Annotated in this window: 19 protein-coding genes; 13 read left to right on the forward strand and 6 right to left on the reverse strand. The window is 71.0% G+C overall.

Going from position 1 to position 25685, the window contains the following annotated elements; all coding sequences use genetic code 11:
• The first annotated feature begins 130 nt into the window (after positions 1 to 130).
• From OIE47_RS32655 to OIE47_RS32690, 8 genes are all read left to right on the forward strand, one after another.
• Positions 131 to 1447, forward strand: coding sequence for an O-antigen ligase family protein (locus OIE47_RS32655; RefSeq protein WP_326558381.1), 1317 nt, complete (start codon positions 131 to 133; stop codon positions 1445 to 1447).
• A complete protein-coding gene (locus tag OIE47_RS32660) occupies positions 1419 to 2918 on the forward strand; it encodes a polysaccharide biosynthesis C-terminal domain-containing protein (RefSeq protein ID WP_326558382.1) in 1500 nt (499 codons plus the stop codon). Before OIE47_RS32655 ends, OIE47_RS32660 begins: the two co-directional genes overlap by 29 nt.
• A complete protein-coding gene (locus OIE47_RS32665) occupies positions 2915 to 4054 on the forward strand; it encodes a polysaccharide pyruvyl transferase family protein (protein WP_326558383.1) in 1140 nt (379 codons plus the stop codon). Before OIE47_RS32660 ends, OIE47_RS32665 begins: the two co-directional genes overlap by 4 nt.
• Entirely contained in the window at positions 4054 to 5217 is a 1164-nt protein-coding gene (locus tag OIE47_RS32670; protein WP_326558384.1) for a glycosyltransferase family 4 protein, read from the forward strand. The genes OIE47_RS32665 and OIE47_RS32670 overlap by 1 nt, the downstream gene beginning before the upstream one ends.
• The gene (locus OIE47_RS32675) at positions 5214 to 6044 is read left to right on the forward strand and encodes a glycosyltransferase family 2 protein (RefSeq protein WP_326558385.1); all 831 of its coding nucleotides are present in this window, start codon (positions 5214 to 5216) and stop codon (positions 6042 to 6044) included. Before OIE47_RS32670 ends, OIE47_RS32675 begins: the two co-directional genes overlap by 4 nt.
• Positions 6041 to 7237 (forward strand): glycosyltransferase, encoded by a 1197-nt coding sequence (locus OIE47_RS32680; RefSeq protein WP_326558386.1) that lies wholly within the window; start codon positions 6041 to 6043, stop codon positions 7235 to 7237. Before OIE47_RS32675 ends, OIE47_RS32680 begins: the two co-directional genes overlap by 4 nt.
• A 74-nt stretch (positions 7238 to 7311) precedes the next feature.
• Positions 7312 to 8580 (forward strand): DUF1800 domain-containing protein, encoded by a 1269-nt coding sequence (locus OIE47_RS32685; RefSeq protein ID WP_326558387.1) that lies wholly within the window; start codon positions 7312 to 7314, stop codon positions 8578 to 8580.
• Position 8581: 1 nt separating this feature from the next.
• Positions 8582 to 9835 carry a DUF1501 domain-containing protein gene (locus OIE47_RS32690; protein ID WP_326558388.1) on the forward strand — a complete coding sequence of 418 codons (1254 nt, stop codon included), beginning with the start codon at positions 8582 to 8584 and terminating at the stop codon, positions 9833 to 9835.
• 35 nt (positions 9836 to 9870) lie between these two features.
• Here the strand turns inward: OIE47_RS32690 and OIE47_RS32695 are convergent, their stop codons facing one another.
• Complete coding sequence (locus OIE47_RS32695) at positions 9871 to 11550, reverse strand: right-handed parallel beta-helix repeat-containing protein (protein WP_326558389.1); 1680 nt, start codon at positions 11548 to 11550, stop codon at positions 9871 to 9873.
• 286 nt (positions 11551 to 11836) lie between these two features.
• Here OIE47_RS32695 and OIE47_RS32700 point away from each other — a divergent pair, with 286 nt between their 5' ends.
• Positions 11837 to 13147: a type VII secretion protein EccE gene (locus OIE47_RS32700; protein ID WP_326558390.1), complete on the forward strand. Its 1311-nt coding sequence runs from the start codon at positions 11837 to 11839 to the stop codon at positions 13145 to 13147.
• Entirely contained in the window at positions 13144 to 14577 is a 1434-nt protein-coding gene (locus tag OIE47_RS32705) for a hypothetical protein (RefSeq protein WP_326558391.1), read from the forward strand. The genes OIE47_RS32700 and OIE47_RS32705 overlap by 4 nt, the downstream gene beginning before the upstream one ends.
• A gap of 74 nt (positions 14578 to 14651) precedes the next feature.
• On the opposite strand, the gene eccCa is transcribed toward OIE47_RS32705, so the two are convergent.
• Positions 14652 to 18623, reverse strand: coding sequence for a type VII secretion protein EccCa (gene eccCa, locus OIE47_RS32710; RefSeq protein ID WP_326558392.1), 3972 nt, complete (start codon positions 18621 to 18623; stop codon positions 14652 to 14654).
• Positions 18624 to 18782: 159 nt separating this feature from the next.
• On the opposite strand from eccCa, the gene eccD reads away from it, so the two are divergent.
• Positions 18783 to 20189, forward strand: a complete 1407-nt coding sequence (gene eccD, locus OIE47_RS32715; protein ID WP_326558393.1) for a type VII secretion integral membrane protein EccD — start codon at positions 18783 to 18785, stop codon at positions 20187 to 20189.
• A gap of 7 nt (positions 20190 to 20196) precedes the next feature.
• A complete protein-coding gene (gene eccB / locus OIE47_RS32720; RefSeq protein ID WP_326558394.1) occupies positions 20197 to 21600 on the forward strand; it encodes a type VII secretion protein EccB in 1404 nt (467 codons plus the stop codon).
• Between the two features lie 85 nt (positions 21601 to 21685).
• Here eccB and OIE47_RS32725 read toward each other — a convergent pair whose 3' ends face one another.
• Positions 21686 to 22930 (reverse strand): S8 family serine peptidase, encoded by a 1245-nt coding sequence (locus OIE47_RS32725; RefSeq protein ID WP_326558395.1) that lies wholly within the window; start codon positions 22928 to 22930, stop codon positions 21686 to 21688.
• A 24-nt stretch (positions 22931 to 22954) separates the two neighbouring features.
• Positions 22955 to 23506 carry a hypothetical protein gene (locus OIE47_RS32730; RefSeq protein WP_326558396.1) on the reverse strand — a complete coding sequence of 184 codons (552 nt, stop codon included), beginning with the start codon at positions 23504 to 23506 and terminating at the stop codon, positions 22955 to 22957.
• 151 nt (positions 23507 to 23657) lie between these two features.
• Here OIE47_RS32730 and OIE47_RS32735 point away from each other — a divergent pair, with 151 nt between their 5' ends.
• The gene (locus tag OIE47_RS32735) at positions 23658 to 24161 is read left to right on the forward strand and encodes a hypothetical protein (RefSeq protein ID WP_326558397.1); all 504 of its coding nucleotides are present in this window, start codon (positions 23658 to 23660) and stop codon (positions 24159 to 24161) included.
• On the opposite strand, the gene OIE47_RS32740 is transcribed toward OIE47_RS32735, so the two are convergent.
• On the reverse strand, positions 24133 to 24906 hold the full coding sequence (locus tag OIE47_RS32740; protein ID WP_326558398.1) for a hypothetical protein: 774 nt from the start codon (positions 24904 to 24906) through the stop codon (positions 24133 to 24135). The two genes, OIE47_RS32735 and OIE47_RS32740, sit on opposite strands and share 29 nt — an antisense overlap.
• Positions 24907 to 24925: 19 nt before the next feature.
• Positions 24926 to 25684 (reverse strand): hypothetical protein, encoded by a 759-nt coding sequence (locus OIE47_RS32745; protein WP_326558399.1) that lies wholly within the window; start codon positions 25682 to 25684, stop codon positions 24926 to 24928.
• Position 25685 lies beyond the last annotated feature (1 nt).

Raw genomic sequence — 25685 nt, forward strand, 5'->3', positions numbered from 1 at the left:
TGAATGCCTATGATGGGCGCCGCCCCCGCCACCGCTCCGGTGTGGTGCGACGGCGTCCCCAACCGTAACCGTCGTCAGCCGTCCCGGACCAACATCCGGTCAGCCCCTGATCCAACGCATGGAGTCCGTGATGTCGAACGACACGGTGGCCGACCCGGTCGACACCGGGCGTCCTCAAAGGTCCCGGCTTGCGGCAGGCCGGGCTCTGCTCGCCCTGGCGTTGTCCGACCCGAGGCAGAACGTCACCACCGCCCTGCTGGTGGTCACGCTCGGCCTGGTGCCGGTCGCGCTGCTTCCGGCCGAGAGCCCGATCTACTCCGGAATCGCGAACGCGACGCCGACCGTGTACACCTTCACGCTCACGATCGCCCTGTCCTGCCTGCTGATGGCCCTGCTGGCAGGCCGCTCTCTGCGTACCGGTCTGCTGCCCTGGGCACCCTTCCTGCTCTGGCTGCTCACGCTCACTCTCACCACCTGGGACTGGTCGCCCCGGACCGGGTCCGGGCTGCTGCACCTGTGCCTGGGGGCGGTCGTGTTCGCCATCGGCGTCGCAGCCCAACGCCAGGACCGGGGCGGATCCGCACTGTCCTGGGTGTTCGCCGGCGTCGCCTGGGTCCAGCTCGGCGCGATCCTGGCCGCCATCCTCGGCTTTCCGCTCCGGGAGGTCACCGGAGCCCAGGCACTGGACGTGCTCGGTCGTGCGACCGGCCTGACCAGCCACCCGGGCGAACTGTCGAAGCTGCTCTTCTTCTGCGGGCTCTGCGTGCTCACGCTGCCCCAACGAACCGCCCGGGAACGGTGGGCGGTGTGGCTCACGCTGGGTGCCGTACTCATCGGGGTCTCCCTCACCCAGAGCCGCTCCGTTCTCGTCGCCATCATGGCGATGATCCTCATCTCCGTACTCCTGGAACTCGCCGCCGGAAAGTGGCAGCGGAAGCACTTCGTGATCATCGGGATCACCCTCGCCCTCGGCCTGGCGTCACTGCCATGGCTGATCGACCGCTTCATGGCGGACCCGACCGGCGGAGCCCGGCCACAGATCACCCAGATTGCCCTGTCGACCATCCGGGACCACCCATGGGCGGGCGTCGGTCCCAACGGGTACGTCGCCGTGGTCGGCGCCACCGACCGGCTCACCGAGACCGGCGTACCGGTGCACAACATCTTCCTGTTGAGTACCGCCGAACTCGGCATCCTGGGTGCTCTTCTGCTCTGGCTGCCGTTCGCGGCAGTGTCCGTCCGGGCGATCCGGCACGTCCGGCGCAGCCGGGGATCGGACCAGACCGCCCGTGTCCTCGTCAGCGCGCTCCCCGGCATCGTGCTCATGGGCATGACCGGCTGGGGCCTGCTCCAGGGTCCCTACTTCCTGACCTTCGCACTGGTCATGGGGTATTTCGGTGCCCGCATCGGTGACCCGCATGCCAACGGTGCCGATGGCCGCGGCTGAGGTCGACGCGCCGCAGCGGCGGCGTACATCCCTGACGGTGGCCTCCGGTCTGCTCGGCGTCTCCACCATCGCCAGCCGGTTGACCACCCTGGTGGCAATGGCGCTGCTGGCCAGGGGCGCCGGCACCGAGGCAGTGGGCTACTACGGACTCGCGACCCTGATCGCCTCGTTCACCGCCGCCGGGCTCTCCGTCGGGCTCCCGACGTACCTGACCCGGGACTTCGCGGCCGGACTGGTCTCGGCGCCGCAGGTCGCCCGGATCCACTGCGGTCGACTCGTCACCCTGCTGCTGGCCGCCGTCGTGGCCTATCCCGTCGCCGGTGGTCTCCTGCCCGGTCTGATCCAGCTCGGCTTCTTCCTCTTCTTTGCCGCCAGCCTCCTGGAGCAGTGGAACGAAACGGCCTGGGTCCTGGTCCGGGGCACCCGTTCCGCCTGGCTGGAACCACTCACGAACTCCGCCACCGGCGTGCTGCTCATCGTCGCCTGCTCGGCCGAGACGTGGTTGGGCGACGGCCTCGCATTCGGCGAGGCGGCCGGCTATTTCGTCGCGGCCTCCGTGCTCCGGTCCGCGATGGCGTTCATCGTCGTCGGTATGTGGCGCCAGGTCCGGTCGCCCGGCCGGGTCGACCCGATGACCCAACTCCGGCGGTCGCTGCCCTACTTCGCATCCGACCTGCTCGGTCTTCTCTACTTCCGCGGTGACGTGTTCATCCTGGCGATGTTCGTCGCAGCGAGCGAGGTCGGCGAGTACGTCTCGGCGGCGGCCATCATCGGCCCCGCCGTGCAGGTCGCAGCATCGATGGGGCTCGGCGCGGTCGCGTACGCGGCGCCGCGCCTGCTGTCCGATCGTTCGCCGTCGGACGACCCGGTCACCATCTTCCGGTTCTTCCGGATCTCCGGGCAGGCCGCAGCCGGCCTGATCTGCCTTGCCCTGCCGGTCGGGGTGGTGGTGCTGTTCGGCGGGGAAGGTGACGACATCCTCGCGCTCGCGACGATCCTCACCCTGTTCCTGGCGCTACGGTTCGCCAACTTCGGGCTCTCCGCCATGCTGCTCGCGCACGGTCGGGCCACCAGTCGCCTGCTGGTGCTGGTGGTGAGCCTCGGCGGCAACGTCGTGCTGAACCTCGCCCTGGACGGCAGGTACGGCGCACACGGTGCGGCCTGGGCGACGGTGTTGACCGAGTTGATCGTGGCGGGATCGCTGCTCTGGTTCCTCCGGATCCGGGCCCTGGTACGGCCAGTCCTGGTCTCGGCCGCCGGTGTGGCGGTTGCCGCGGCGGCGCTGATCGGCGCCCGGGCCGCGGTGGAGCCGGCGCTGGCCACGATGGTCCCCGGCGGTTGCCTGCTGGCCCTGGCCGCGCTGGGGCTTCTCCGTCAGCGACGGGCCGCCCGACGGACAGTGGATCCGGCCGGTGCGGAGAACGACGAACAGCACACTGCGGACCCGCAACGAAGGGCGACAGCCAGGTGAGAATTGGAATCGCGGGATGGTTCGGCTCCGACAACCTCGGCGACGAGATTCTCCTGCACACGCTCGTATCCTGTGTGCGCTCGGTGGACGAGAGCGCGTCGTTCGTGGTCTTCTCCCCCAACCCGGACCGGGTAGCCGCACTGCACCGCGTCGACGCAGAAAGGATGCCGACGCTGCGCGCCCGTGGTGCCGTGGGACGCCAGGGCACGGCGCAGCGGGCGATCCGGGACTGCGACATTCTCTTCCTCGGCCCGGGGACGGTGTTCCAGGAGCGGTCGCCCAACCTGCCGTGGCCAGGCACTCTGCCGCTGTTCGCCCGGATCGTGGGAATGGCCCGGCTGGCCCGCACGCCGGTGGCCCCGGTCGGGGTGGGTGTTCGGGAGGGAGGCACGCCAGCCGGCCGGCGGTTGCTGCGGGTGATCGGTGCCGCGTCCGTGGCGATAGGCGTACGTGACCAGCGCAGCGGATCCTACTTCGGCGCCAGGGCGCAGGTGATCGGTGACGTGGCCTACGCGCTGCCGATACCCGACACGCAGCCAGCGGCAGCCGTTGAGGAGGCGGCCGGTTCCGCGCGACCCACCTTCGCGCTGTCGATGCGGCCGCTCGCCCCGGACACCGAGGCCGGGCTGCTGCTGTCCATCGGCGGCTGCCTGGATCGGCTCCAAGCCGACGGCTGGACCGGCGACTTCCTACCGATGGCGTTCGGCCAGGACGCCCAGGGAGAGGACGACCGGGACATCTACCGCCGCGCCTTCGGCAACGTACTCGGCCTGGCCGGCAACCCGCTGAACGACCGGGAAGGGACCACGCTCGCCGGGGCGCTCGACGGGTGGCTGACCGCGCTCGCCGGATATCGGCTCGTCATCGGCACCCGGCTGCACGCCGCGGTGATGGCCGTGGCGCTCGGGGTGCCCACGGTGGCGATCGCCTACGAACGGAAGGTGCACGACGCGTTCGTCGATCTCGGGCTCGGGCGGTTCGTGGTCGGGCCGGACGTCGATGCCGAAACCCTGCACCGAACGGCGACGGCGGCCGCCGGTTCACCCGCCGAGTTCCGGGAGGCGGCCGGCCGGGTCGCACGCCAGGGCAGGATCGCACGGGAGTTCGTCACCGCCACCCTGAAAGGGCTGGGTTGATGCGGGTCCTGCTGCTGACCCCGTACGCACCGGACCTGAGCCAGCCGCACGCGGCGGCGGACACGATCGCGAGGCTGGTCCCCCGACTGGCCGAGAAGACCGACCTTTTCGTGTACTCACCGCAGCACCGGTCCGCGACAGCGGCGGCGTCGGCCGGGGAACGCAACTACACGCTGGTGGAGTCGACGGTCCAGGCCGGACCGGGTCGGCTGGACCGATTCGGTCGGCGGCCGGGTTGGCTGCGGCAGGCCTGGCCGCTGCGGGCGACCCGGGAGGCCGTGGAGCTGATCAGCCGGCTGCGGCCCGACGTCGTGCACGCGGAGTACCTGCAGAGCGCGGAGGCGCTCGCCGACCGGCGGAACTCGGTACTCGGACTGCACGACATCACGGAGAACGTGATGCGGGAGTCCTACCGGGCCGCCGCCGGCGGGGTCGAACGCGCGTACCGGCTGGCGGAGCTGCGTCGTACCAGCCTGTTCGAACGGGCGGCGATTCGCCGCGCCGGCGCGGTCCTGACCCTCGCCGACGCCGACTTCGCGGTCGCGTCCCGGTACAACCCGAACGTGGTCCTCGCCCGTCCCGGTGTCGACCTCGGCTCGGTGTGCTGGGCGCCGCCGACGGACCTCCGGCGGCCGCGGCTGGTCTTCGCGGGGGCGATGTGGCGACGGGCGAACGTGCTCGTGGCGCAGCACCTGGCACGGGAGGTGATGCCGATCGTCTGGCAGACCCTGCCCGCCGCCGAGCTCAGGATCGTCGGGGCGCAGCCGCCACCGGACGTGCTCGCCCTCGCCGACCGGGACAGCCGGTTCGTCGTCACCGGCACCGTGCCGGACCTCCGCACGGAAATGTTGGCCGCGCACGCGGTTGTCGTGCCGTCGATCGTCGGCGGCGGGGTGTTGATGAAGGTGGTGCACGCGATGGCCCTGGGCTGCCCGGTGATCACGTCACCCGGACCGGCGGCGTCGGTCCGGGGGGACGCGACCAACCTGTTCGTCGCCTCTACCCCCGAGCAGATCGCCGCCGCCGTCGCCACAGCCGTCGGATCACCGGACGAGGCGGTGGCGCGCGGGCACCGGGCGCGGGCGCACATCGCCCGGCTCTTCCGGTGGGACGATACGGTTCTCCGCTACCTGGACGCGTACGAGATCGCGAGCGCCCGGTGAGGGTCGCCGCGATTGTCGTCGCGTACAACTCGGCCCGTGAGCTGCCGGAAAGCCTCGGTTGCCTGGCTGCGCTCCCGCTCGCACGGATCGTGGTGGCGGACAACTCGTCCACGGACGACAGCGCGGAGGTCGCCGCGCGGTACACCCCGCACGTCCAGGCGATGCCGAACGCGGGGTTCGGCGCGTCGATCAACGTTGCCGCCGGTACCGCGCCGGATGTCGACGCGTACTTTCTACTCAATCCGGACTGCCGCCTGTCCGGGCCGGACTTCGCGGCCCTGGTCGACGCGCTCGACGACGACCAACGGCTCGGCGCGGTCGCGCCGCAGATGCGTTATCCGAACGGGCGGTACGGCATCTCCTCCGGACCGGAGCCGAGCATCGCCAAGGAGTGGCTCGCGGCGCTGCGGGCCGACCACCTGGTGCCCGGCCGGCTCAAGAGTTTCCTGGCCCGCTCGGCACTGCTCCGGTCGAAGGTGCCGATGCTCGGCTACCTGGCCGTCGGGCCGACACCGGAAACCCGCCCCGCCGCCTGGGTGTCGGGATTCTGCATGCTCGTACGGGCCGAGGCGTTCCGGGACGTCGGAGGCTTCGACCCCGACTTCTTCCTCTACTTCGAGGATGTCGATATCTGCCGGCGCCTGCGCGGGCGCGGTTGGCAGGTCGCCTCGGTGGGGACGAGCGTGGCCGACCACAAGGAGAGCACCAGTACGGCCGCGGTCGGTAAACGACGACTGTACCGGTCGGGCATGAACGTCTATTTTTCCAAGCACGGCACATGGCGCCAGCGGTTGCTTGCGCGAGCCCTGGGGAGGCTTCCAATATGAAGATCCTGTTCGTGGCGCCCTGGGTGCCGTCGCAACTGCGACCGCGTAGCCTCGCCCTGCTGCAGATGCTCGCGGCGGACCACGAGGTGCGCTTCCTGTCCCTGGTGCACGACGAGGCGGAGGCCCGGCTCGCGGACGACCTACCGGTCCTCGATCGAACCCTCGTCCCCAACCCCCGGCAGGGTGCCATTGGCCGGAGCCTGCACGCCCTGGCCACCGGGCGGTCGCTGCAACACGGATATGCGAGCCCTCGCGCCCTGACCGTCGCACTCGAGGAGATCATCGCCGACTGGCGGCCCGACGTGGTCCACCTCAACGTCTTCCGGACCGTCCACCTTGTCGAGGCGTGTGGCCGTACGCCGGTCATCGTCGACCTGGACGAGTTCCGCAGCGAATACTACGAACAACTCGCCTCCCACGGCCCGAACATCCCCTGGCGGACGCTCGGTCTGGTGGAGTCCCGGCGAATGCGGGCTCGCGAGGACGACCTGGTGCGGATGGGCGTACCGATGATGCTCTCGGCCCCACCGGAGTACGGGGAGCAGCGGCCCAACACCTACCTCGTCCGCAGTCCGTACGACTATCCGGCTGACGTGTCACCTTCGGGAACCGCGGCCCAGCCTGCGTCGACGAGCGACGCGCGGAAGGCGCCGGTCGTGCTGTTCGTCGGGCGGCTCAGCTACGAGGCCAACGTGTCCGGCCTGCTGTGGTTCGTGCACGAGTGCTGGGACGGTATCCGGCAGCAGGTCCCGGACGTCCGACTCAGGATCGTCGGTTCGGAGCCGCCCCGAGTGGTGCGCTCACTGGTCGGGGACGGGATCGAGCTCTACCCGGATGCCCCCGAGATCGAGCCGCACTACGCGGCGGCCTCGGTGGCGATCGCGCCGATCTTCCGGGGAACCGGGGTCCAGATGAAACTGATCCAGTCCCTGGCGGCGGGTGTGCCGACGGTCACGACCGTAACGGTGGCCGACCGGGCCGGAGTACGCGACGGCGTACACGTCCGGGTCGCGGACGACCGGCAGGGCTGGGTGGACGCGACGACCAGCCTGCTGAACCGGGAGCCCGGTACGGAACAGTTGGCCGCCGAGGGTCGGGAGTGGGCGGTGGCGCACCACAGTTGGGCGGCCGTACGGCGGCAGCTCGACGTCGCGTACGCCGCGGTGGCGGGCGACCGGTTCACCAGACGCTGAGACACGTCGGCGGCCGGCTCCGCCCACCACGACCGCCTCGATGGCGGCGCCGGCCGTCGCATATATTGGCAGCCATGCCCGACGACGTCGCGTTGCTGCTGCGACGGGCCGGTTTCGGTCCGTCGGCGGCGGAACTGGATGCGGCGCGCAAGGCCGGCTACCAGGCCACTGTCAACGCGCTGACGTCGCCGACCGGACCGGACCTCGGTGCGACCAGTGCGCCGATTCCCGACCTGGGCCCGGACCCGTACGCCAACCTGACCGACCCGACGTCGGCGCAGCGGGTTACCGCCGACGAGCGACGCCGGCAGCAGACGCTGGCGATCACACAGTGGTGGCTGGACCGGCTCGCCGTCGCCGATCACCAGGCGACAGAGAAGCTGATTTTCTTCTGGCACGGCCACTGGGCCACGTCCGTCAAAAAGGTCATCCGTGCCCAGTTGATGCTGACGCAGCACCGGACGCTGCGCACCTCTCTCGACTTCTCACTGATGGCGCACCGGATGGTGACCGACCCGGCGCTGATCTACTGGCTTGACGGCCAGCTCAACACGAGGTCGGCGCCGAACGAGAACCTCGGTCGCGAGCTGATGGAGCTCTTCACCCTCGGCATCGGGAACTACAGCGAGCGGGACGTGAAGGAGGCCGGCCGTGCGCTGACCGGCTGGAAAATCGACTACGACGCCGCCCGGACGTACTTCAACCCACCGTCGCACGACGCCGGAGAGAAGACCATCCTCGGCGTCGCCAGGAACTTCGACGCGCACTCCCTGGTGGACTTCCTGCTGTCGCACCCGCAGTGCCGCCGCTTCGTCGCCGCCCGGCTCTGGCACCGGTACGCCTCCTCGACCGAGCCGATTCCGGGCCCGACGCTGGACCGCATGGCCGCAGCCTTCCCCGACTCGGTGGCCATGCTCCGGACACTCCTGACGGACGAGGCCTTCCCCGGCACCCGTGGCAACCTGGTGAAGCAGCCGGTGGAGTGGCTCGTCGGTGCGACCCGACAACTGGGGCTGCGGCCGGGGAGCCTCCCGCCGGCGATCGTGGAGCAGGTCATCTACGGGATGGAGCGACTGGGCCAGGTGCCGTTCGCACCGCCGAGCGTCGCCGGCTGGCCCGCCGGATCGTCCTGGCTGACGGCCGGCGCCGCGCACGTACGGCTCAGCCTCGCCGGCAAACTCGCCCAGTTGGCCGAGGCCGGACCGATCACCGTGGAGGGGTTGGCGCAGCTGCTCGCCATCGACACCTGGACCAACCGGACCTACTCGGCACTGACGGAGACGTCCGACCCGCGCCACCTGCTGACCCTCGGGTTGGCCAGCCCGGAGTACCTGGTGACCTGACATGGACCCGGTGACTCGACGAAAATTCCTGCTCGCCTCCGGAGTGGTCGGCGCGGGCGCGATCGCCGCCGGCGCGACCGGTCTCGGCCTCGCGGAACTGCTCGCCACGGCCCCGGACGCCGCCCCGCAGGACGACGCCGCCGGCACACTGGTCATGGTCACGCTGTACGGCGGCAACGACGGCCTGAACACGGTCGTCCCGTACGCGGACCCGGCGTACCACTCGCTGCGACCCGAGCTGGCGTATCCGGCGGACAAGGTGCTCCACCTCGACGACGCGCTGGGGCTCAATCCCATGCTGGCGGGGCTGCGTGGACTCTGGGACGAGAGGCGGCTCGCCGTCGTCCTCGGCGTCGGCTACCCGAACCCGGACCGCAGCCACTTCCAGTCGATGGACATCTGGCAGACCGCCGCCCCGGCCGGACCGGTCGAGACCGGTTGGATCGGTCGCTGGCTGGACAGCGTGAACGCCGCGCCGGAGACCGCCGTCAGCTTCGAGTCCGTACTCCCACCCCTGCTCGTCGGCAAGACCCGGGCGGGCTCGTGTGTGAGCACCGGCGGGCTGCGGCTGCCGGCCGGGATCACTCCCGAGATGGTCGCCGCGCTGGGGCGCGGTGCGCCGGGCGAGTCCGTGGCGCAGGCGCGGGTCGCCGGCGCGTACGCCGATCTGCTCAAGATCGATCAACTGACCCGGGAGGCCGAGCGAGCGGCGAACACGGCTGGCGCGGATCCCGGACCGGGTGTCACCGCCACCGGCACCGGCGGCGACAACTCGCTCGACGCGCAACTCTCCCTGGTCGCCACGTGCGTCGAGGCCCGGGTACCCACCCGGGTCTACTCGGTCAGTCTCGGCGGTTTCGACACCCACGCAGAGGAACGGGCCGGGCACGAGAGGCTGCTGCGCCAACTCGACGCCGCGCTCACCACGTTCGTGACCCGGATGTCGAGGACCGAGGCTGGTCAGCGGGTGACGGTGGTCGTCTACAGCGAGTTCGGGCGTCGGGTCCGGGCGAACGCCTCCGACGGCACCGACCACGGCACCGCCGGTCCGGTCTTCGTACTGGGCCCACGGGTGGCGGGCGGGTTCTACGGTGAGCAGCCGCCGCTGACCGACCTCGACGACGGCGACCTCAAGGCGACCGTCGACTTCCGGGACGTCTTCGGTACGGTCATCGCCTCGGTGCTGCGAGCTGATCCGGGCCGCTACCTCGACCACTACGAGGCACGCCCCCTCCCGCTGTTACCGGCCGAGTAGGGCCCCGGCCGGGGTCCGTTCCGCACCGCGGCGCGCTACCTCGTCGCCACCAGGAGGTCGTCGAGGACCAGCGTGCGCAGGTCGTCGCGGGACGGCATCCGACCGAGCGCCCGCAACCGCCCCGACTGTGCCTTCCGCATGCCCTCCAGCAGTTTGCGTGCCTCCCGGGCGTTGCCGAAGTTCCGATCGCGTTCGATCTGTCCGAACCACTCCAGCAGGGCGTCGCTGAGCCCCGGCCCCAGCACGTAGTCGTCGTTGCGGGTGATCCGGTTGACGATCAGCACCAGCTCGTCGGGATCGTAGTTCTCGAACTCCAGGGTCTTGGCGAACCGGGAGCCGAGGCCGGCGTTGGCGTTCAGGAAGTCCCGCATCTCGTCGGTGTAGCCGGCCACGATGACCGCGACCTCGTCGCGGCGGTCCTCCATCAACTTCACGATCGTGTCGATGGCCTCCTGGCCGAAGTCCGCGCTCGCACCCGCGGACCGGGAGAGGGTGTACGCCTCGTCGATGAAGAGCACCCCACCGAGCGCCTCCTCGAACACCGAGGTCGTCTTCTCCGCGGTGTGTCCGATGTACTGACCCACCAGGTCACGCCGGGAAACCTCTCTGAACTGGCCGTTCGGCAGCACCCCGAGCGCCTTCAGCAGTTGCCCGTAGAGCCGGGCAATGGTGGTCTTCCCGGTCCCGGGGGCGCCGGTGAAGACCAGGTGGTGGCTTGCCGCGCCGACCGCCAGCCCGGCGCTGCGCCGCCATTCGTTCACCTGGATCTCGTCGATGAGGGCACGAACCTCACCCTTGACGCCGGCCAGCCCGATCATCGAGTCGAGTTCGGCGAGGAGCTTGTCGACCTCCGCGGTGTCCTGCTGGGTGGCGCCCTCGATCGCCCCGATCCCGACCTTCGGCCGGTGCAGGCCATCGTCGACCGGCCGGATCGTCGGCGTGGCGCCCTCCTCGACCTGGATGCCGGGGGCCGCGGTGTTCTCCACCCGGGTGCCCTCGACCACGCCGCCGCAGCCCCGGTCGAACCTGATTCCGACGCCCTGTGTGTCGTGCACCCAACTGTCCATGATGCTGGGTGAACTCTGGTGCGCCACCGAGATACCGACATCCCCTGCCCCGGAGATGTCGCACCGCTCGATCGTCGGCCGACCGGCCTGGTAGACGTAGACGCCGCGGAAGCCGCAGCCGGCCACGGTCGAGTTACGGATCGTCGGGTTCGCTCCCAGTCGGACGATGATTGCGTCGTCGGCGATGTCCCGGATCTCGCACTTGTCGAGAACCCCGCCGGCATCCTCGATCACGAAGCCGTACTGGCCGCCGGAGACCTTCACGTCGGTGGCCGTCAGATCGACGCCGTCGCCGGCGCTGACGGCGGCCGCGTAGCCGGCACTGACCTCGCACCTCTCCACCGTCAGCCGGCCGCCCGACGCCCGCACCGTCGGATAGTCGGCGGACTTCAGGACCAGGCCGCGCAGGGTCACCTCGCCGCCCTGACAGTCGACCGCAGATCCGTCGGCGCCGGTGGCGTCGATGGTCACCGAGCCGGTCTCCTTCGCCACCACCAGACTCAACCGCCGTCCGGCCAGCCGGACGCTTTCCGGATAGACGCCCGGTTCGATGGAGATCACCGTGCCGTCGGTCGCGACCTCGAGGGCGTCCTGGATGGTCGGATAGGCCCCCGATCGCTGTGACGAAACGGTCAGTATCCGGGCCATGGCTCCCCTACACCTCGATCAGGGTGGACGTGCTGGTCCTGGCCTGCCGGCCTCCCCGTCCGCCTCGATGGATCGTACCGACCCGAGCGTCGATTCCCGCAACGGGCCGTGGTCCCGGGCCCTGGCGGGATCACGTGCACCGGCACGCGCCGGACGCGACGTGGTAGGAACATCCACACCGGGCACCGGTACGGGACCAACGGCGGGGATGGCGGCACGCACGTCGATCCTATGATGGTGGGACGCCCTACGCGGGCGGCGAACCAGTCAGGGGGAGCTGAATCGCATGAGCGCGTCGCCGCAGACCCAGCCGCCGGGCACCCGCGAGCCGCGGGCCGGATTTCCGCAACGGACGGCTACCGGCGTCCCGGTCGGCGGCGGCACACCATCGAGCCCGGACACGCCGGAGCGATCCGAACCGGCTTTCCTGCTGCCCCGCCGTCGTCCCGGCCGGCTGGGGCCCCTCCACGTCTCCCAGCTTCTGATCGCCGAGGCGGTGGTCATCGCGATCCTCGCCGCGTTCACCGGCGGGGTGCTGCCGGCGGTCGTGGGTGGGGTGGTCGGGGCAGGACTGCTCCTGCTGGCGCTGGGTCGCGATCGCGGCCGGTGGTGGCTGGAGAAACGGCTGATGATGTGGCGGTACCGGCGTCGGCAGCGGGACACCGCCGGCGTACCGGCGGCCGACGATCCCCGCCTGGCGGCGCTGCGCGTACTGGCACCGGGGCTGACGGTGGAGAACGTGACGGTGGCCGGCGGCACCCCGGTCGGTGTCGCCCGTGACGACGCGGGTTGGTACGCGGTAGCCGAGGTCACTCCGAAGGCGCCGGCACGCGGTGAGCCGGGTGGCCTTCCGGTGGAGTTGCTCGTGTCGGCCCTCGCCGATACCGAACAGCCTGGCGCGGTGCTGCAGGTGGTGACCCAGACGGTGCCCGCGCCCACCGTCGCCCTGTCTCCCGCGTCCAAGGCCCGCCAGTCGTACCAGGAGCTGCTGGGTCGCTTCGGCGACGTACCGGCGAACCAGGAGACCTGGATCGCCGTTCGTTTGGACGCACGCGCGGTGGCCGAGGCCGGCGCGTCCGGCGGCTCCGAGCTCGACGCCGCTCCCGCCGTGGTGGCCACGCTCGTGCACCGGGTTGCCAAGTCACTGCGGTGGGTCGGCATTCCGCATCGACTACTCGACGCCGAGGAACTGCTGGTTGTGCTCACGCACGCCTGCGACCTCGAGCCCGGGCACAGCGCGGAGCCGGTGCAGCCGCGCGAGGACTGGGCGCAGTGGCACTCGTCGCGGCTGGCCCACCGATCGTTCTGGATTCGTGGCTGGCCCGCTCTGGGGGAGGCGGCCGCGCTGCTCACCCAGGTGTCCACCGCCGCGGCGGCGATGACCAGCGTGTCCCTGATCCTGGCGCCGGACGACAACGCCCGTACGGTGGACCTCAGAGCGCTGATCCGGATCGCGGCGCCCGCCAACGAACTGGCATCGGTCTCCCAGGCACTCATCCGAGGCGCGGAGAGGGCGGGCGCCGACCTCTTCCCACTCGACGGCGAACAAGGACCGGCGGTGTACGCGTCGGCACCGACGGGAGGTGGTGCCCGATGACCAGGCCGGGAGACGACGAGGCCGCGCGGGAGACCCCGGTGCAGCCGCCCCCGCCACGAGCCACCGGCCGGGCCGTTGTCGGACCGCCGAGGGCGCGCCCGCCGGCAACCGACCCGCTGGCCGGGGACGAGGCGGCGCCGTCCCGCCCCCTACCACCGCCCCCACCGCTCTCGCAGGTCGCCGCGGTCGCCGGCGGCACGGTCATCGGCCGGCCCGGCAGCCAGTCGGGGGCGTGGCCGGCAATCCCCCCACCGTCACCGGAAGCCGGCCCGCCGTCGAACCCGACGACATATCCGCGCCAGCCGGCGCCGCCGACGGCATGGGCGCAGCCGACCCAGCCGGCGGCTCCGGCACAGTGGGCACCACCGCCGCCTCCGGCGCCGAGCCAGGTCCAGGCGGCAGCCCAGGGACAGGCTGCTGCCCAGGCTTGGCGCCCGGCGGAAGCCATCCCCGAGCCGCCGTCGAACCCGTGGGCACCGGCCCAGGCGGTGCCCACACCACAGGCCGGGCCGGTGGCGTCAGCACCGTCCGAAAGTACGGCCCCACCGGCGGTCGCCGCGCTCCCCGGCGGCACCACCCTGGCCCGCGCCGACAGCCAGGCGGCCGCAGCCGCCGATACGTCCAGCAGGGCCACGGGCGCCCAGCTGTCGGCGCACGGGATTGCCATCCCCGACGCCGGCCACTCTGGTCCTCCGGACCTTGACGATGACCGCCGGCCCCCGGATCACCGTCGACGGGCCACGCTGTCCGGTCGGTTGACGCGACTGCGCATCGGTTCCCACACGGCGTCCCGCGCCGCGCTCACCCAACTGAGGATCACCGCTGCCGGCTCCGGGATGATCCTTGGCGCCGACCGGCAGCAACTGCCGGTCTCGGTGCGGATGTTCCGGCCCGATCCGACTCGGGTCGCCCTGGTCGGCGGGGTTTGGGCCGGACAGCTCGTCACCTTCCGGGCGCTCGCGCTCGGCGCCCGGGTGGCCGTGGTGACCACCGACCCGTACGCCTGGCACGGCTTCGGGGAGCGGGCGACCGGGCACGGCGACCGGGTCGCTGTGCTCAACGCCGAGCAGCCGCTGGCACTGACCGGATCCGCGCACCAACCCATCCTGGTCATCTACGATCTGGGCTTTGCCGGGGGCGCCGCGCCGCCACCGCTCGGCCCGTGGCAGACCCAGCTCACCGTCCTGCGCCAGCTCGGTCAATCCGGCGTGCCCTCCATCCAGGAGTGCGACCTGGTGATCCTGCAGCGGCTGTCGAGTGTCGAGGCGCCGCTGGCTGCCGAGGCGCTACGGCTGCCCCGTTCCAGCGCCCAGTTCCTCCAGGTGATGGCCGACGACATGATCGCGTTGGTCGGCGGCGGAACCGAGCGCTACGTCTGGTTCGCGCAGACCGAGGTCGAGCGGGAGCAGGCGGGTGGCCCCCGCCGCTGATCCGCCCTGCGGGTGGTGTCGTTCCCGGCCAGGCGGTGCGGCCCCTCCACCATGGCCACCGTCCGGCCGCCTGGTCAGTGCGCCGGTGGCGACCAGGCGAGCTGGACCAGGCGCGCGCCGTGCCGTCGGGTGAAGAGCCAGGCGCGGCCGGGCGGAAGGAACTGCGGCTTGACGTTGCCGAACAGCGCGCCTTCCTCCCGTGGTCCGGACATCATCAGGCCCGGCGAGGCCAGCTCCCGGATCCGGCCGATCACCGGATCGAACATGGCCCGGGAGGCGCCGCCTATCCGCCGGGTTATCACCACGTGCAGGCCGATGTCCCGGGCCTGGGGCAGGAATTCCAGCAGTGGCGCCAACGGGTTGACCGTCCCGCTGGCCACCAGGTCGTAGTCGTCGACCAGCAGGAAGAGGTCGGGGCCCTTCCACCAGCTACGGTTGCGAAGCTGCTCCGCCGTCACATCGGGCCCGGGTAGCCGCTCCCGCATCACGGTCGTGACCTGCTTGATGAGGTCGGTCGTCGACTGCTGGGCCGTGCCGAAGCCGATCAGGTGCGCGCTGTCGACGCAGCCGAGCAGACTGCGGCGGTAGTCGACCAGGATCATCCGGGCCTGGCTCGGCTCGTAGCTGGTCGTGATCATCTTCGCCAGGCTGCGCAGGAACGAGCTCTTGCCACTCTCGATGTCGCCGAAGAGCAGGGCGTGCGGTTCGGCGTCGAAGTCGAGGTGGACCGGTTGCAGGTCGGCCTCGGCTATGCCGATGGGCAGCTGACCGGCCCGCGGGGCGGGCAGCGCCGCGTACGGAAGCTCGGCGGGCAGCAGACGGACCGATGGTGCCCGGCCTCCGGTCCATTGTGCCTGGGCGAGCTTGACGAACTCGGCCACCGCGTCGGCCAGGTCGTCCACCCGCGGTTCGGCATCCAGTTGGGGCAGCCCGGCCAGGAAGTGGAAACCGTCCGGGGTGAGGCCACGTCCCGGCGTACGCTCCGGCACGTTGACCGCCGCCCGCCGGTTGATCACCGAATCGCTCGGCTCCCCGAGTCGCAGCTCGATCTTCGTCCCGAACATGTCCCGGACCGCCGCCCGCACGTCCATCCACCGGTTCGTGGCGGCCAGGATGTGTACGCCGTAGCCCAGGCCCCGGCTGGCCAGTTCGTTGATGACTGGTTCCAGGTCGTCGAACTCGGCACGCAGGGTCGCCCAGCCGTCCACGACCAGGAAGATGTCGCCGAAACGGTCGTCGCCGAACCGGCCCTGCCGCTTGGCGCGCCGGTACGCGGCGATCCCCTCCACGCCGTGCGTGGCGAACATCGCCTCCCGCTCCTGCATGAGGCCGTACATCTCGGCGATCGTCCGGCGGACCTTGTCCACGTCGCGGCGGTTGGCCACGCCGCCGACATGAGGCAGACCCGCCATCGCGGTCAGCCCGCCGCCGCCGAAGTCGAGACCGTAGAACTGGACCTCCCGCGGCGTGTGCCGCAGGACCAGGCTGCCGATCAGCGTACGCAGGAAGGTGCTCTTGCCGGTTTGGGGCCCGCCGACCACGATCACGTTGCCGGCACTGCCGGACATGTCGAGCCACATCGGCTCGCGGAGCTGCTCGAACGGTTTGTCGATGATCCCGACCAGGCCGTGCACCGCGCGTTCCGGGTCCAGCGACTGGGTGGTCAGCCCGCGCTCGGGCGAGTGTACGACCGGCGCGAGCATCTGGCCGAGAGTCGGCGGTGCATCGAGCGGGTCCAACCAGACCGGGTGGGCCGGTGGACCCTGCCCCTCCATTCGCTGGACCAGCACGTCGAGCAGCGTGTCGCCCACCGCGGTGTCTTCGGGCTCCTCGGGACTCGCTGCCGGCTCGCCGGGCTGGTCCGCGCGCGGCGGCGCCACGTAGTAGGTGGTGAAGTCGCGAACGGCATCGACCGGCCGACCGTCAACCGTCGCCCGGTAGCCGTCCTGACGGACCATGCCGGACACGTAGGCGGCCTTGAACCGGATCAGCCCCTCGGTGCCGGTGCGCAGGTAACCGTGACCGGGTGCGCGAGGCAGCTCGTAGGCGTCCGAGACACCGAGCACCGCCCGGCTGTCCATCGAGGAGAAGGTCCGCAACCCGACCCGGTACGACAGGTGGGTCTCGAGCCCGCGCAGCCGGCCCTCCTCCAACCGCTGGGAGGCGAGGAGCAGGTGGATGCCGAGTGACCGGCCGAGCCGGCCGATCTGGACGAACATGTCGATGAAGTCGGGCCGCGCGGTCAGCAGCTCGCTGAACTCGTCGACGATGACCAGCAGGCTCGGCAGCGGCGCCAGCGGTACGCCGGCGGCCCGGGCCCGCTCGTAGTCACGCTGGGACGCGTAGTTGCCGGCCTGCCGTAGCAGTTCCTGGCGGCGGACCAGCTCACCCTGCATCGCGCCGAGCATCCGGTCGACCAGGGAGAGTTCGTTGGCCAGGTTGGTGATCACCGCGCTGGTGTGCGGAAGCCGGTCCAGCGCGGTGAACGTCGCGCCACCCTTGAAGTCGACGAGCACGAAGTTGAGGATCTCGGAGCTGTGCGTGACGGCGAGCGCCAGGACGAGTGTGCGCAGCAGTTCGCTCTTGCCGGAGCCGGTCGCGCCGACCAGGAGCCCGTGCGGGCCCATGCCGTCCTGCGCGGACTCTTTCAGATCGAGCTCGATGGGTCGCCCGTCCTGCCCCACCCCGATCGGCACCCGCAGCCGGTCACGGTTGGGTCGGCCGGCCCAGGCGCGGGTCAGGTCGAGGTCGTGCGGCGGGCCGAGTTCGAGCAGCTCGGCGAGGCCGAGGTCGATGGTCACCGGAGACGACTGGTCCGCGTACGAGGTGGCGGAGAGCCGCAGCGGCGCCAGCTCGCGGGCCAGCACCTCGGCCTCGGCGGGGGCCAGGGCGTCCGCGACTCCGACCTCGGTGGCGCCGTCCATGGTCGTGCCGGAGATCCTGCCGTCGTCGGCGAGGTCGAGTATGACGGAGGTGTCGTCGAGCAGCCGGGGCGGTGGATTGGACAGGTCGAGGATGGTCACCCCGGCCACCCCGCCGTCGGTCATCAGGTGGTCGGAACCGGCCGTCGACCCCCCGTCGATGACGGCCACGACGTGCGGCCCCCCGACGGTCTGCGCGACGGTCGGATCGAACCGGGGCCGGTTGGCCAGCACGTCGTCGAGCATCGCCTCCAGTGCGGCCACCGACGGTGCGAACAGCCGGATCGGACCGACGGCGTCGAGCTTGGCCGGGTGCTGCGCGTGCGGCAGCCACTTCGCCCACTCCCATTGCGACCGCTGGTCGTTCGCGACGCACAGGCCGATCAGCAGGTCGTCGGGGGCGTGGAAGGTGGCCACCTGGGCCAGCAGTGCGCGCGCCAGGTCGCGGGTGGGCCCCTGCGGGCCACGCAGGTACACGTGCGAGAAGTCGCGCAACGCGATGGCCACCGGGAGGTCGGGCACCACCGCGTAGGTGGCGACGAACTTCCGCAGCGCCACGGCGCAGAGTGGTTCGAGTTCGTCGACCGGCCGCGTCTGCGGCGGGATCAGCGGGGTGGCGACCTCCTGCGAACCGAGCCCGATCCGTACGACGCTGAAGTCGGCGTCGGCACGTCGGCGCTCCCAGAGCCGGCCCCCGGTCGCGGTGGACCACAACGCCGCCGGCTCGGGGTGCCGATAGTGGATAGCCTCGCGCTGCTGGCGAATGGTGACCCGCAGTTGGGACCGCAGTTGCGCCAGCCGGCGCATGTACTGCCGACGAGCCTCGATCATTTCCTTTTTGCCCGGCCCGGACTGATTCATCATCATCATCCCCATCATGCCGAGGATGGAGATGCCGAACATTCCACCGGCCACATAGGTCAGTGGCCCGCCACCGCCCCGCTGACCGGCCATCATCAGGCCCATAGCCGCCCCACCCGCCACCATCGGCAGGATCGTCAGCATGCGGGTCCAGCCCTTGCCCGCCGGTGGCGGCACCTCCGGCGGCGGATCGAGTACGACCTCGCCCGACGGCAGCGCCGGCGCGACCCGGCGCGGTAGGCGTTTGACAATGACCGACGTCACCGTTCGACCTCCCCGTTCGACCGGACCCGGCGGGCCAATCCTATAGACAGTGGAGCTTCGTCGCGGATCGCCCCGTGGAGCGCAACGAGATGCGAACGGGCCGGAACCGACATGCTAGGTTGGGCGCTGCTATCGCATGGGGGCGGGGAGGTGACCAGCATGGCGGTCCCCGGGAGCCTGAGTCTGGCCAGGGTCACGGTCGCGGCGCCAAAGCGACGGATGGATGTCGCGTTGCCCGACAATCTCATCGTCGCCGAACTGCTTCCGCACCTGCTGCGGCACGCTGGCGACGATCTCGGAGACACCGGCGAGCGACACGGTGGGTGGGTGCTGCGCCGCGCCACCGGTGCGGTGCTCGAGCCGAATCGCAACCTATCGGTGCAGGGCGTTCGCGACGGCGAACTGCTGCACCTCGCGCCACGCCGCGACGACTGGCCGGAGTTGGCCTACGACGACGTGGTCGAGGTGATCGCCGGCGGTGCCCGACGGGCCGGGCGGTCCTGGGGCAACGAGGCGACCCGCCGCTGTGGACTGGTGGTCACCGCCGCCGTCCTCGGTCTGGGCCTGATCGTGCTGCTCTCCGCCGGACCACCGTGGCCGCTGCCCACCGCCGCCGCGCTCGGTCTGGCCGCCGTACTGGCGGTGCTCGGCGTCCTGCTGTCCCGGGCGTTCGGGGACGCGTCGGTGGGCGCCGTGGTCGCCGCCTCCGGCCTGCCGTACGCCTTCGTCGGCGGTGCCCTGCTCGCCGCGCCCGGTGACGTGGCGCTGACCGACCTCGGTGCGTCCAGTCTGTTGCTCGGATCCGCGCTGCTGCTGGTGTTCAGCGTCATCGGGTACACGGGCGTCGCCGCCGTCCAGCGACTCTTCATGGCCGGTCTCGCCGCGAGCCTGACCGGTCTGCTCGCCGCACTGCTCTGCCTCGCCGGTGCCACACCGGTCGGTGCCGCGGCGGTGGCCCTGACCACCGTCATCGGCCTACTGCCCGGCTATCCGCTGATCGCGAGCTCCCTCGGCCGGCTGCCGGTGCCGGAACTACCGGACCGGCCGGAGGACATCCTGGAGGACCGTCCGGTGCCCCGGCGGTCCGATGTCTTCGCGGCCGTGGCGCGCGCCACGGAACTGCTCTCCGGCATGCTGCTCGCCGCCGCGGTGACCGGAGCCATCGCCATCGCGTTCCTGATCTTCGTCGACGGAACGCTCGCCGGTGAGCTGCTCTCGATGGCCGCCGCAGCGGCGCTGCTGCTGCGGGCGCGGCTGTTCGCCATGCCCCAGCAGCGGGTTCCCCTGCTGACAAGCGGGGTCGCCGGTCTCGCGCTACTGCTGTTCGGGTACGTGTTCGGCGCCGACCAGGGCGGCCGACTGCTGTTGCTGATCCTGTTCGTCGTGGTGGCCGGCGTGGTGCTCGCCGCAGGGCTGGTCTACAGCCGGCGTAGCCCGTCGCCGTACATCGGCCGCACCGCCGACATCCTCGACGTCCTCGCCATCATGGCGTTGATCCCGCTGGCCTGCGCGGTACTGGGTGTCTTCGGCGCGATCCAGGGGCTCTTCGCGTCGATCGGCGGGTGAGGATCTGATGGCGACCCGACGGGACCAACTGCACTCGTACCAGTTCATGACCCAGCGGGTCATCTCCGCCTTCGTCATGCGCGAGACCGACCCGCAGCAGTCACCGCTGCGACGGGGTATCGGTGCGCTGTTCGGTGGGCTGATGGTCGCGATCCTGGTGGCGGCCGGGTTCGGCATCTACGGCCTGATCACCAAGGTCGGCGCCGACCGTTGGCAGGCCGACGGCGCGGTCGTCATCGAGAAGGAGACCGGGGCCAGCTTCGTCTACTTCGCGGGCACCCTGCACCCGACGCTGAACTACGCGTCGGCGGTGCTTGCCGCCGGTCGGCCCAGCCCACCCGTGTTCCGGGTGGCGGCCAACTCGCTGAGCGCGGCGCCGCGTGGCACCACGGTCGGCATTGCCGGCGCCCCCAACTCGCTTCCCTCCGTCAAACGGCACGTCGGTCTGCCCTGGACGATGTGCGCCATCCCCGGCACGAACGAGGCAGGGAAGGGCGTCAGCGGGGTTGCGGTGGCGATCGCCACCGCGCCGCAAGGCGGCCAGACGCTGGCCGACGACGCGGTCCTGGTCCGGGACGCCCGACTGGGCTCCCAGTTCCTGATCTGGCACGGCCGTCGCCACCAGGTACACGCTCCGGAAGCCCTGGTGCCCGCACTGTTCGGTGCGGCCACCCAGGTGCCCGTCGGTACCGCGTGGCTCAATGCCCTGCCTGCCGGCGGCGACATCCAGCCCATCAACGTCGGCGGCCGGGGCGAGCCGTCACCGGCGATGCCGGGTCGTTCGATCGGCGACGTCCTGAGCACGGAGACCGGTTCGGGAAAGCAGTACCACCTCGTCTTCGGCGACGGGCTGGCTCCGATCACCGCCCTGCAGCGGGACATCCTGCGCGCCGCGTCGTCGGCCGAGGCGATCCCGGTGAGCGTCGCCGAGGCCAACGCGGCGCCCCGCAGCGGCCAACTGCAGGCGCCGGCCGGCGAGGTGCAGCCACCTGCGGCGACTCCGACGCTGACCCGGCCCGGCGGTAGTGACTCCCTCTGCGCTGTCACCACGGACGCTGCCACCCCGCCGACCCTTCGGGTGGGCGGCAATCTGCCCGGGATCGAAGCCGCGGTGCCCACCTCCGCGGTCTCGGCCGACGGCGTACCGTTCGCCGACCTGGTGCTCGTGCCCGCCGGCCGGGTCACCACCGTACGGGTGCTGGGCTCACCGACCGCCCAGGCCGGGCCGTACTACGTCATCACCGACCTGGGCATCAAGTACCCCGTGCCGCAGGCGGCGGTCCTGCCGATGCTCGGTTACCAGCCGGCCCAGGCCGTCGACGTGCCGGCGAGCCTGGTGAGCCGGATCCCGACCGGCCCGACTCTCGACCCGGCCGCCGCGCTTCAACCGGCAGCTGTCAACGGCAGTTAGTCGCTCGGCCGCCCTGCCGCCCGCGTCGGTCAGCCCGCCCGGAGCACCGGGAACCGGGCGTCGGCCGGGACGGTGCGGTGGTGGGTCACCCAGCAGGGAAGAGCGGCACCGGCGGCCCCGGTTCCTCCGGCTCGGCCCGGCCGACCGGAGCGGCCGCCGAAGCGGAACGCCAGAGTCGCCGCCGCCCGCGCGGCAGCGCGACTGCGGTCACCAACACCGTCAGCACCACCAGCAACGCCACGACGCTGCCGGCAATCGCCAGGTTCCGGCTGCGTGCCAAGGCAGGGGACGTCTCCGTCGGCGGCCGGACCATAGCGGGCAACGGGACCGGGCCGGCCCCGGCCACGCGGTCGGTTACCGCGCCGTACGGATTCACGATGCCGTGGCCGTAGGCGTCGCCGCCGGCCGCCGGAATCGTGGTCGCCAGCAACTGCCCCACCACCTCATCCACCGTGGGGTTCCCGCGTCGGGCGTGCACGAGCGCGACCGAAGCGGCGACGAAGGCACAGGCCACCCCCGTTCCGTCCACCTGGATCATCCCGGCGCCACGTTGCAGTGTCGGGACGGCAGCACCCGGTGCGACCAGGTCGACGAAAGTACCCTGCTGCGAGCCTCGCCAGCGTTCACCGGCCTGGTCGATCGCGCCCACCCCGACCACCCCCGGGTAGGCCGCGGGGTACGGGATGACGCTCGCCCCGTTCTCGTCGCCCCGGTCGCCGACCGCCGCCACGACGACGATCCCTCGCGCCACGGCGCGGGCCACCGCGTCCCGCAGCGACGGGCTGTCGGTGTAACTGACCGCGGAGACCGCCAACACGTCGGCCTCCCGGTTCGCCGCCGCGTCGATACCCCGCGCGAGTACGTCGGGTTCGGCGATTCCACGGCCGCCACCGCGGTCATCGAGGACGCGGATGGGCAGAATCCGTACCCCGGGCGCCAGCCCGACGAACCCGACCGACGGCGCCTGCCCCGCGGCGATCACGCCCGCCACCTGGGTGCCGGTGCCCACACAGTCATCGTTGGCGGAGCCGCCGCCGGCCACCGCGTCGAACCCTGCGGCGACCCGACCCGCGAGCTGCGGGTGGCTGCCGTCGACGCCGGAGTCCAGGACCGCGACCGTCACGCCACCGCCCTGGCTGAAAGACCAGGCGCGCTCCGGGCCGAGCATCTGCTGCGGCCACGGCATCGGGTTGATCGGCTGGCCGGGGTCCGCGCATTCCTGGGCGGACCGGACGGCGGCGTGCCCCGTCGCACCCGGACCCACCGCACCGGCCAGCAGCGCCCCCAGACAGGCCACGGCCATGGTCACCGTACGGACGGGCCGGCGCATGTGTGACTCCCTCCCCCGCACCGCTCAGTCGCGGAAACGTGCTTCCAACTCCTCCTGGAAGCCGTCCAGCCACCGTTCCAGGTATTCACGGGTGAACCGGTCGGGTTTCTGGTCGTACGCCGCACGGCCGTGCGGCGTCCAGAACGCGGTCTCCGGCACGGCGTCGGCGCCGTCCGGGATGAACTTGAGAACCTCGGCCAAGGCGGCCACGCCCAGTGCGAAGGCGTGCTTGCGCTCCGCGTACGAACCGGTGTCCGGCGGCGCTCCGCCTTCGTGGATGCCGGCGTCGGAGATCAGTCGCCACTCACCGGCGTCGAAGAGTTGTGAGGGCTCCGGGCCACCGAAGAAGACAAGATCGTCGGGACCGGGCGGCGTCGGCCGCCCCGGCAGCCGGAAGGCGAACTCGCGGCTCGCTTGGCATCGCCGGCAGACGCCGTAGTACCGACGCGAGGGAGCCCCTTCGTCCTGGCCGGGCGCGGTCCGCCAGTCGACGTCGGCGACCTGGCAGCGCTCGCACGGGTGCAGGTCGAGGTACAGCTGCGCTTCGTCCTCGCTACGGGCGACCGGCAACGCCATGCGTACCTCCCCGTCGGCCCGACCGATGTCCGTTCGACAATGTAGCAGCGCCGTCCGACCCAAGAGGGACGGCGTCCACGCCGGACAGCACGCTGTGAGCGATGGGTGCTGCCCGGCTCACTATGACCGACCGGCGAAGGCGAGAGGTGGCATGGAACTCCACCGCGACGATCGTGGTAGTCGCAAGCTGGCGCTGATCGCCATGGGATACGCGATGGTCGCCCTGCTCGTCGGCGGGCTCTTCGCCCTGGTCGGCGGGCGGCCCGGCTTCATCTCGGTGCTCGTCTGGGCATCGGGCGCGTTCATTTTCCTGGCGGGCATGGTGCTACTCCTCGCCCCGCTGCGCCGGTTCCAGATTGTCCTGACCGAGTCCGGACTGGTCGTCCACGCGGGTGGATGTGACTTCGAAGGTTCGTGGGACCAGGTGGACGCGATCAGTATCGAAGCGGTCGTGCTGCCCAACGGGACCCTGAACCAGCTCGTGCTCTGGGTACCCGACCGGGTGGCGATGCGACGCCGGCCGCGCTTCCCCGGTAGCGACCGAAAGGGGTACGTCGTGGTCGAGCTGGGTGAGCTGGTGGAAACGCCGGAGCAGGTCATCGCCGCGTTGCAGCGGTACGCCGGTCCTAGGTTCCGTTCCCCGGCTCGGGCCTGACCCAGAGTCGTGCCGCACCCGCCAAGGCAGCCCGATGGTACGGCGTCAGCTCGTCCCCGGTCCAGAACACCTCCACCTGCGGATTCTTCTCCCCATCCTCCAAGAGTCCGTCCTGCAACTCATGGGTGATACGTGATGACTGGGTGTCCGGGTCTACCTCTACGAGATAGACCCGTTGCCCGTCGACGGGCGGACCGTCGGGTCCAAACCGCCAAGCCCGCCAGAGGGCAATCGTCTCGTCCTCGCCAGCGATGCTGACGGCCACGACCCCGTCGTCTTTCAGGTCCGTCAGGTCACGGGCGAGGTCGTCCAGGTGGGCCAGGTCAGCCGGCAGCTCAGCAAGAGCCAGCGGATCCCCTCCGGTCAGGTCCAGACTCGGCGGGATACGGTCTCCCGCTGAGACCAGCACCTCTGGTGGGGCCGGATAGAAGCGGTGGTCGGTCGGGGGCGTGGGTTCCTCCGAGATCCGTACCAGATGCAGCCCTGCCGGAGGGTCCCCCTCGATTCCCAACGCCACCAGCGTGTAGCGCAGTAACTCCGCCTCGGCGACCCGCAACGGCAGCCCGAGCTCCAACATCGAACCCGACACCGTATCCGGCAAGTAATTCAAATCACCACTGCCCAGCATGCGGCGGGTATGAGTCAACCACTCATCAGGAACCCGACCAGCAAACCGAAACAACAACCGATGCAAACCCCCGAAGACCCGCCGAGCCGCATCGTCCAACTCAGACCAATCGCTCATGCCGGGACCTGGGTCCCGTTCACCGGCTCGGCCTGATCCAGAGTCGCGCCGCACCCGCCAGGGCAGCCCGGTGGTACGGCGTCAACTCGTCCCCGGTCCAGAACACCTCCACCTGCGGCGCCTCCTCCCCTTTCCATTTGAGCTCACGCTGCGCCTCGTGGGCGAGTTCCCACGCACTCATGCCAGGAGCAACCTCGGCGAGGTAAACCCGCTGACCGGCTCCCGGCGGGCCCTCGGCCCCGAATCGCCAGGCACGCCAGACAGACACGGCGCCGACGTGCCGCGAGATATTCCCTACCACCCTGTCGTCCTTGGAATCTGTAAGGTCGTCAGCAAGGTCGTCCAGGTGCGCCAGGTCAGCCGGCAAGGCGACGAGGTCTTCCGGATCTCCGCCGGTCAGATCCAGGCTCGCCGGTATACGCTCCCCCGCCAAGACCAGTACCTCGGGTGGAGCCGGATAAAAGCGGTGGTCGGTGGGGGGTGTGGGTTCCTCCGAGATCCGTACCAGATGCAGCCCCGCCGGCTCCTCTTCCTCGATCCCGAGCGCCACCATCGTGTGACGCAGCAACTCCGCCTCGGCAGCTCGCAACGGCGAACCAAGGTCCAGCATCGAACCCGAAATCGTATCTGGGAGATAATTCACGTCGCCGCCGCCCAGCATGTCGCGGGTGTGGGTCAGCCACTCGTCGGGGACCCGACCAGCAAACCGAAACAACAACCGGTGCAACCCCCCGAAGACCGTCCGAACCACATCGGGAGACACCGACAAACGACGCACG

The sequence above is a fragment of the Micromonospora sp. NBC_01796 genome (genome assembly GCF_035917455.1).
Lineage (GTDB): Bacteria > Actinomycetota > Actinomycetes > Mycobacteriales > Micromonosporaceae > Micromonospora_G.

What these genes read in the sequence shown, in the direction of transcription:
- eccB (WP_326558394.1), top strand. Translation starts at nt 20,197, where the DNA reads ATGGCGACCCGACGGGACCAACTGCACTCGTACCAGTTCATGACCCAG.
- OIE47_RS32655 (WP_326558381.1), top strand. Translation starts at nt 131, where the DNA reads ATGTCGAACGACACGGTGGCCGACCCGGTCGACACCGGGCGTCCTCAA.
- OIE47_RS32735 (WP_326558397.1), top strand. Translation starts at nt 23,658, where the DNA reads ATGGAACTCCACCGCGACGATCGTGGTAGTCGCAAGCTGGCGCTGATC.
- OIE47_RS32730 (WP_326558396.1), bottom strand. Translation starts at nt 23,506, where the DNA reads ATGGCGTTGCCGGTCGCCCGTAGCGAGGACGAAGCGCAGCTGTACCTC.
- OIE47_RS32660 (WP_326558382.1), top strand. Translation starts at nt 1,419, where the DNA reads ATGCCAACGGTGCCGATGGCCGCGGCTGAGGTCGACGCGCCGCAGCGG.
- OIE47_RS32725 (WP_326558395.1), bottom strand. Translation starts at nt 22,930, where the DNA reads ATGCGCCGGCCCGTCCGTACGGTGACCATGGCCGTGGCCTGTCTGGGG.
- eccD (WP_326558393.1), top strand. Translation starts at nt 18,783, where the DNA reads ATGGCGGTCCCCGGGAGCCTGAGTCTGGCCAGGGTCACGGTCGCGGCG.
- OIE47_RS32700 (WP_326558390.1), top strand. Translation starts at nt 11,837, where the DNA reads ATGAGCGCGTCGCCGCAGACCCAGCCGCCGGGCACCCGCGAGCCGCGG.
- OIE47_RS32740 (WP_326558398.1), bottom strand. Translation starts at nt 24,906, where the DNA reads ATGAGCGATTGGTCTGAGTTGGACGATGCGGCTCGGCGGGTCTTCGGG.
- OIE47_RS32685 (WP_326558387.1), top strand. Translation starts at nt 7,312, where the DNA reads ATGCCCGACGACGTCGCGTTGCTGCTGCGACGGGCCGGTTTCGGTCCG.
- OIE47_RS32695 (WP_326558389.1), bottom strand. Translation starts at nt 11,550, where the DNA reads ATGGCCCGGATACTGACCGTTTCGTCACAGCGATCGGGGGCCTATCCG.
- OIE47_RS32670 (WP_326558384.1), top strand. Translation starts at nt 4,054, where the DNA reads ATGCGGGTCCTGCTGCTGACCCCGTACGCACCGGACCTGAGCCAGCCG.
- OIE47_RS32680 (WP_326558386.1), top strand. Translation starts at nt 6,041, where the DNA reads ATGAAGATCCTGTTCGTGGCGCCCTGGGTGCCGTCGCAACTGCGACCG.
- OIE47_RS32690 (WP_326558388.1), top strand. Translation starts at nt 8,582, where the DNA reads ATGGACCCGGTGACTCGACGAAAATTCCTGCTCGCCTCCGGAGTGGTC.
- OIE47_RS32705 (WP_326558391.1), top strand. Translation starts at nt 13,144, where the DNA reads ATGACCAGGCCGGGAGACGACGAGGCCGCGCGGGAGACCCCGGTGCAG.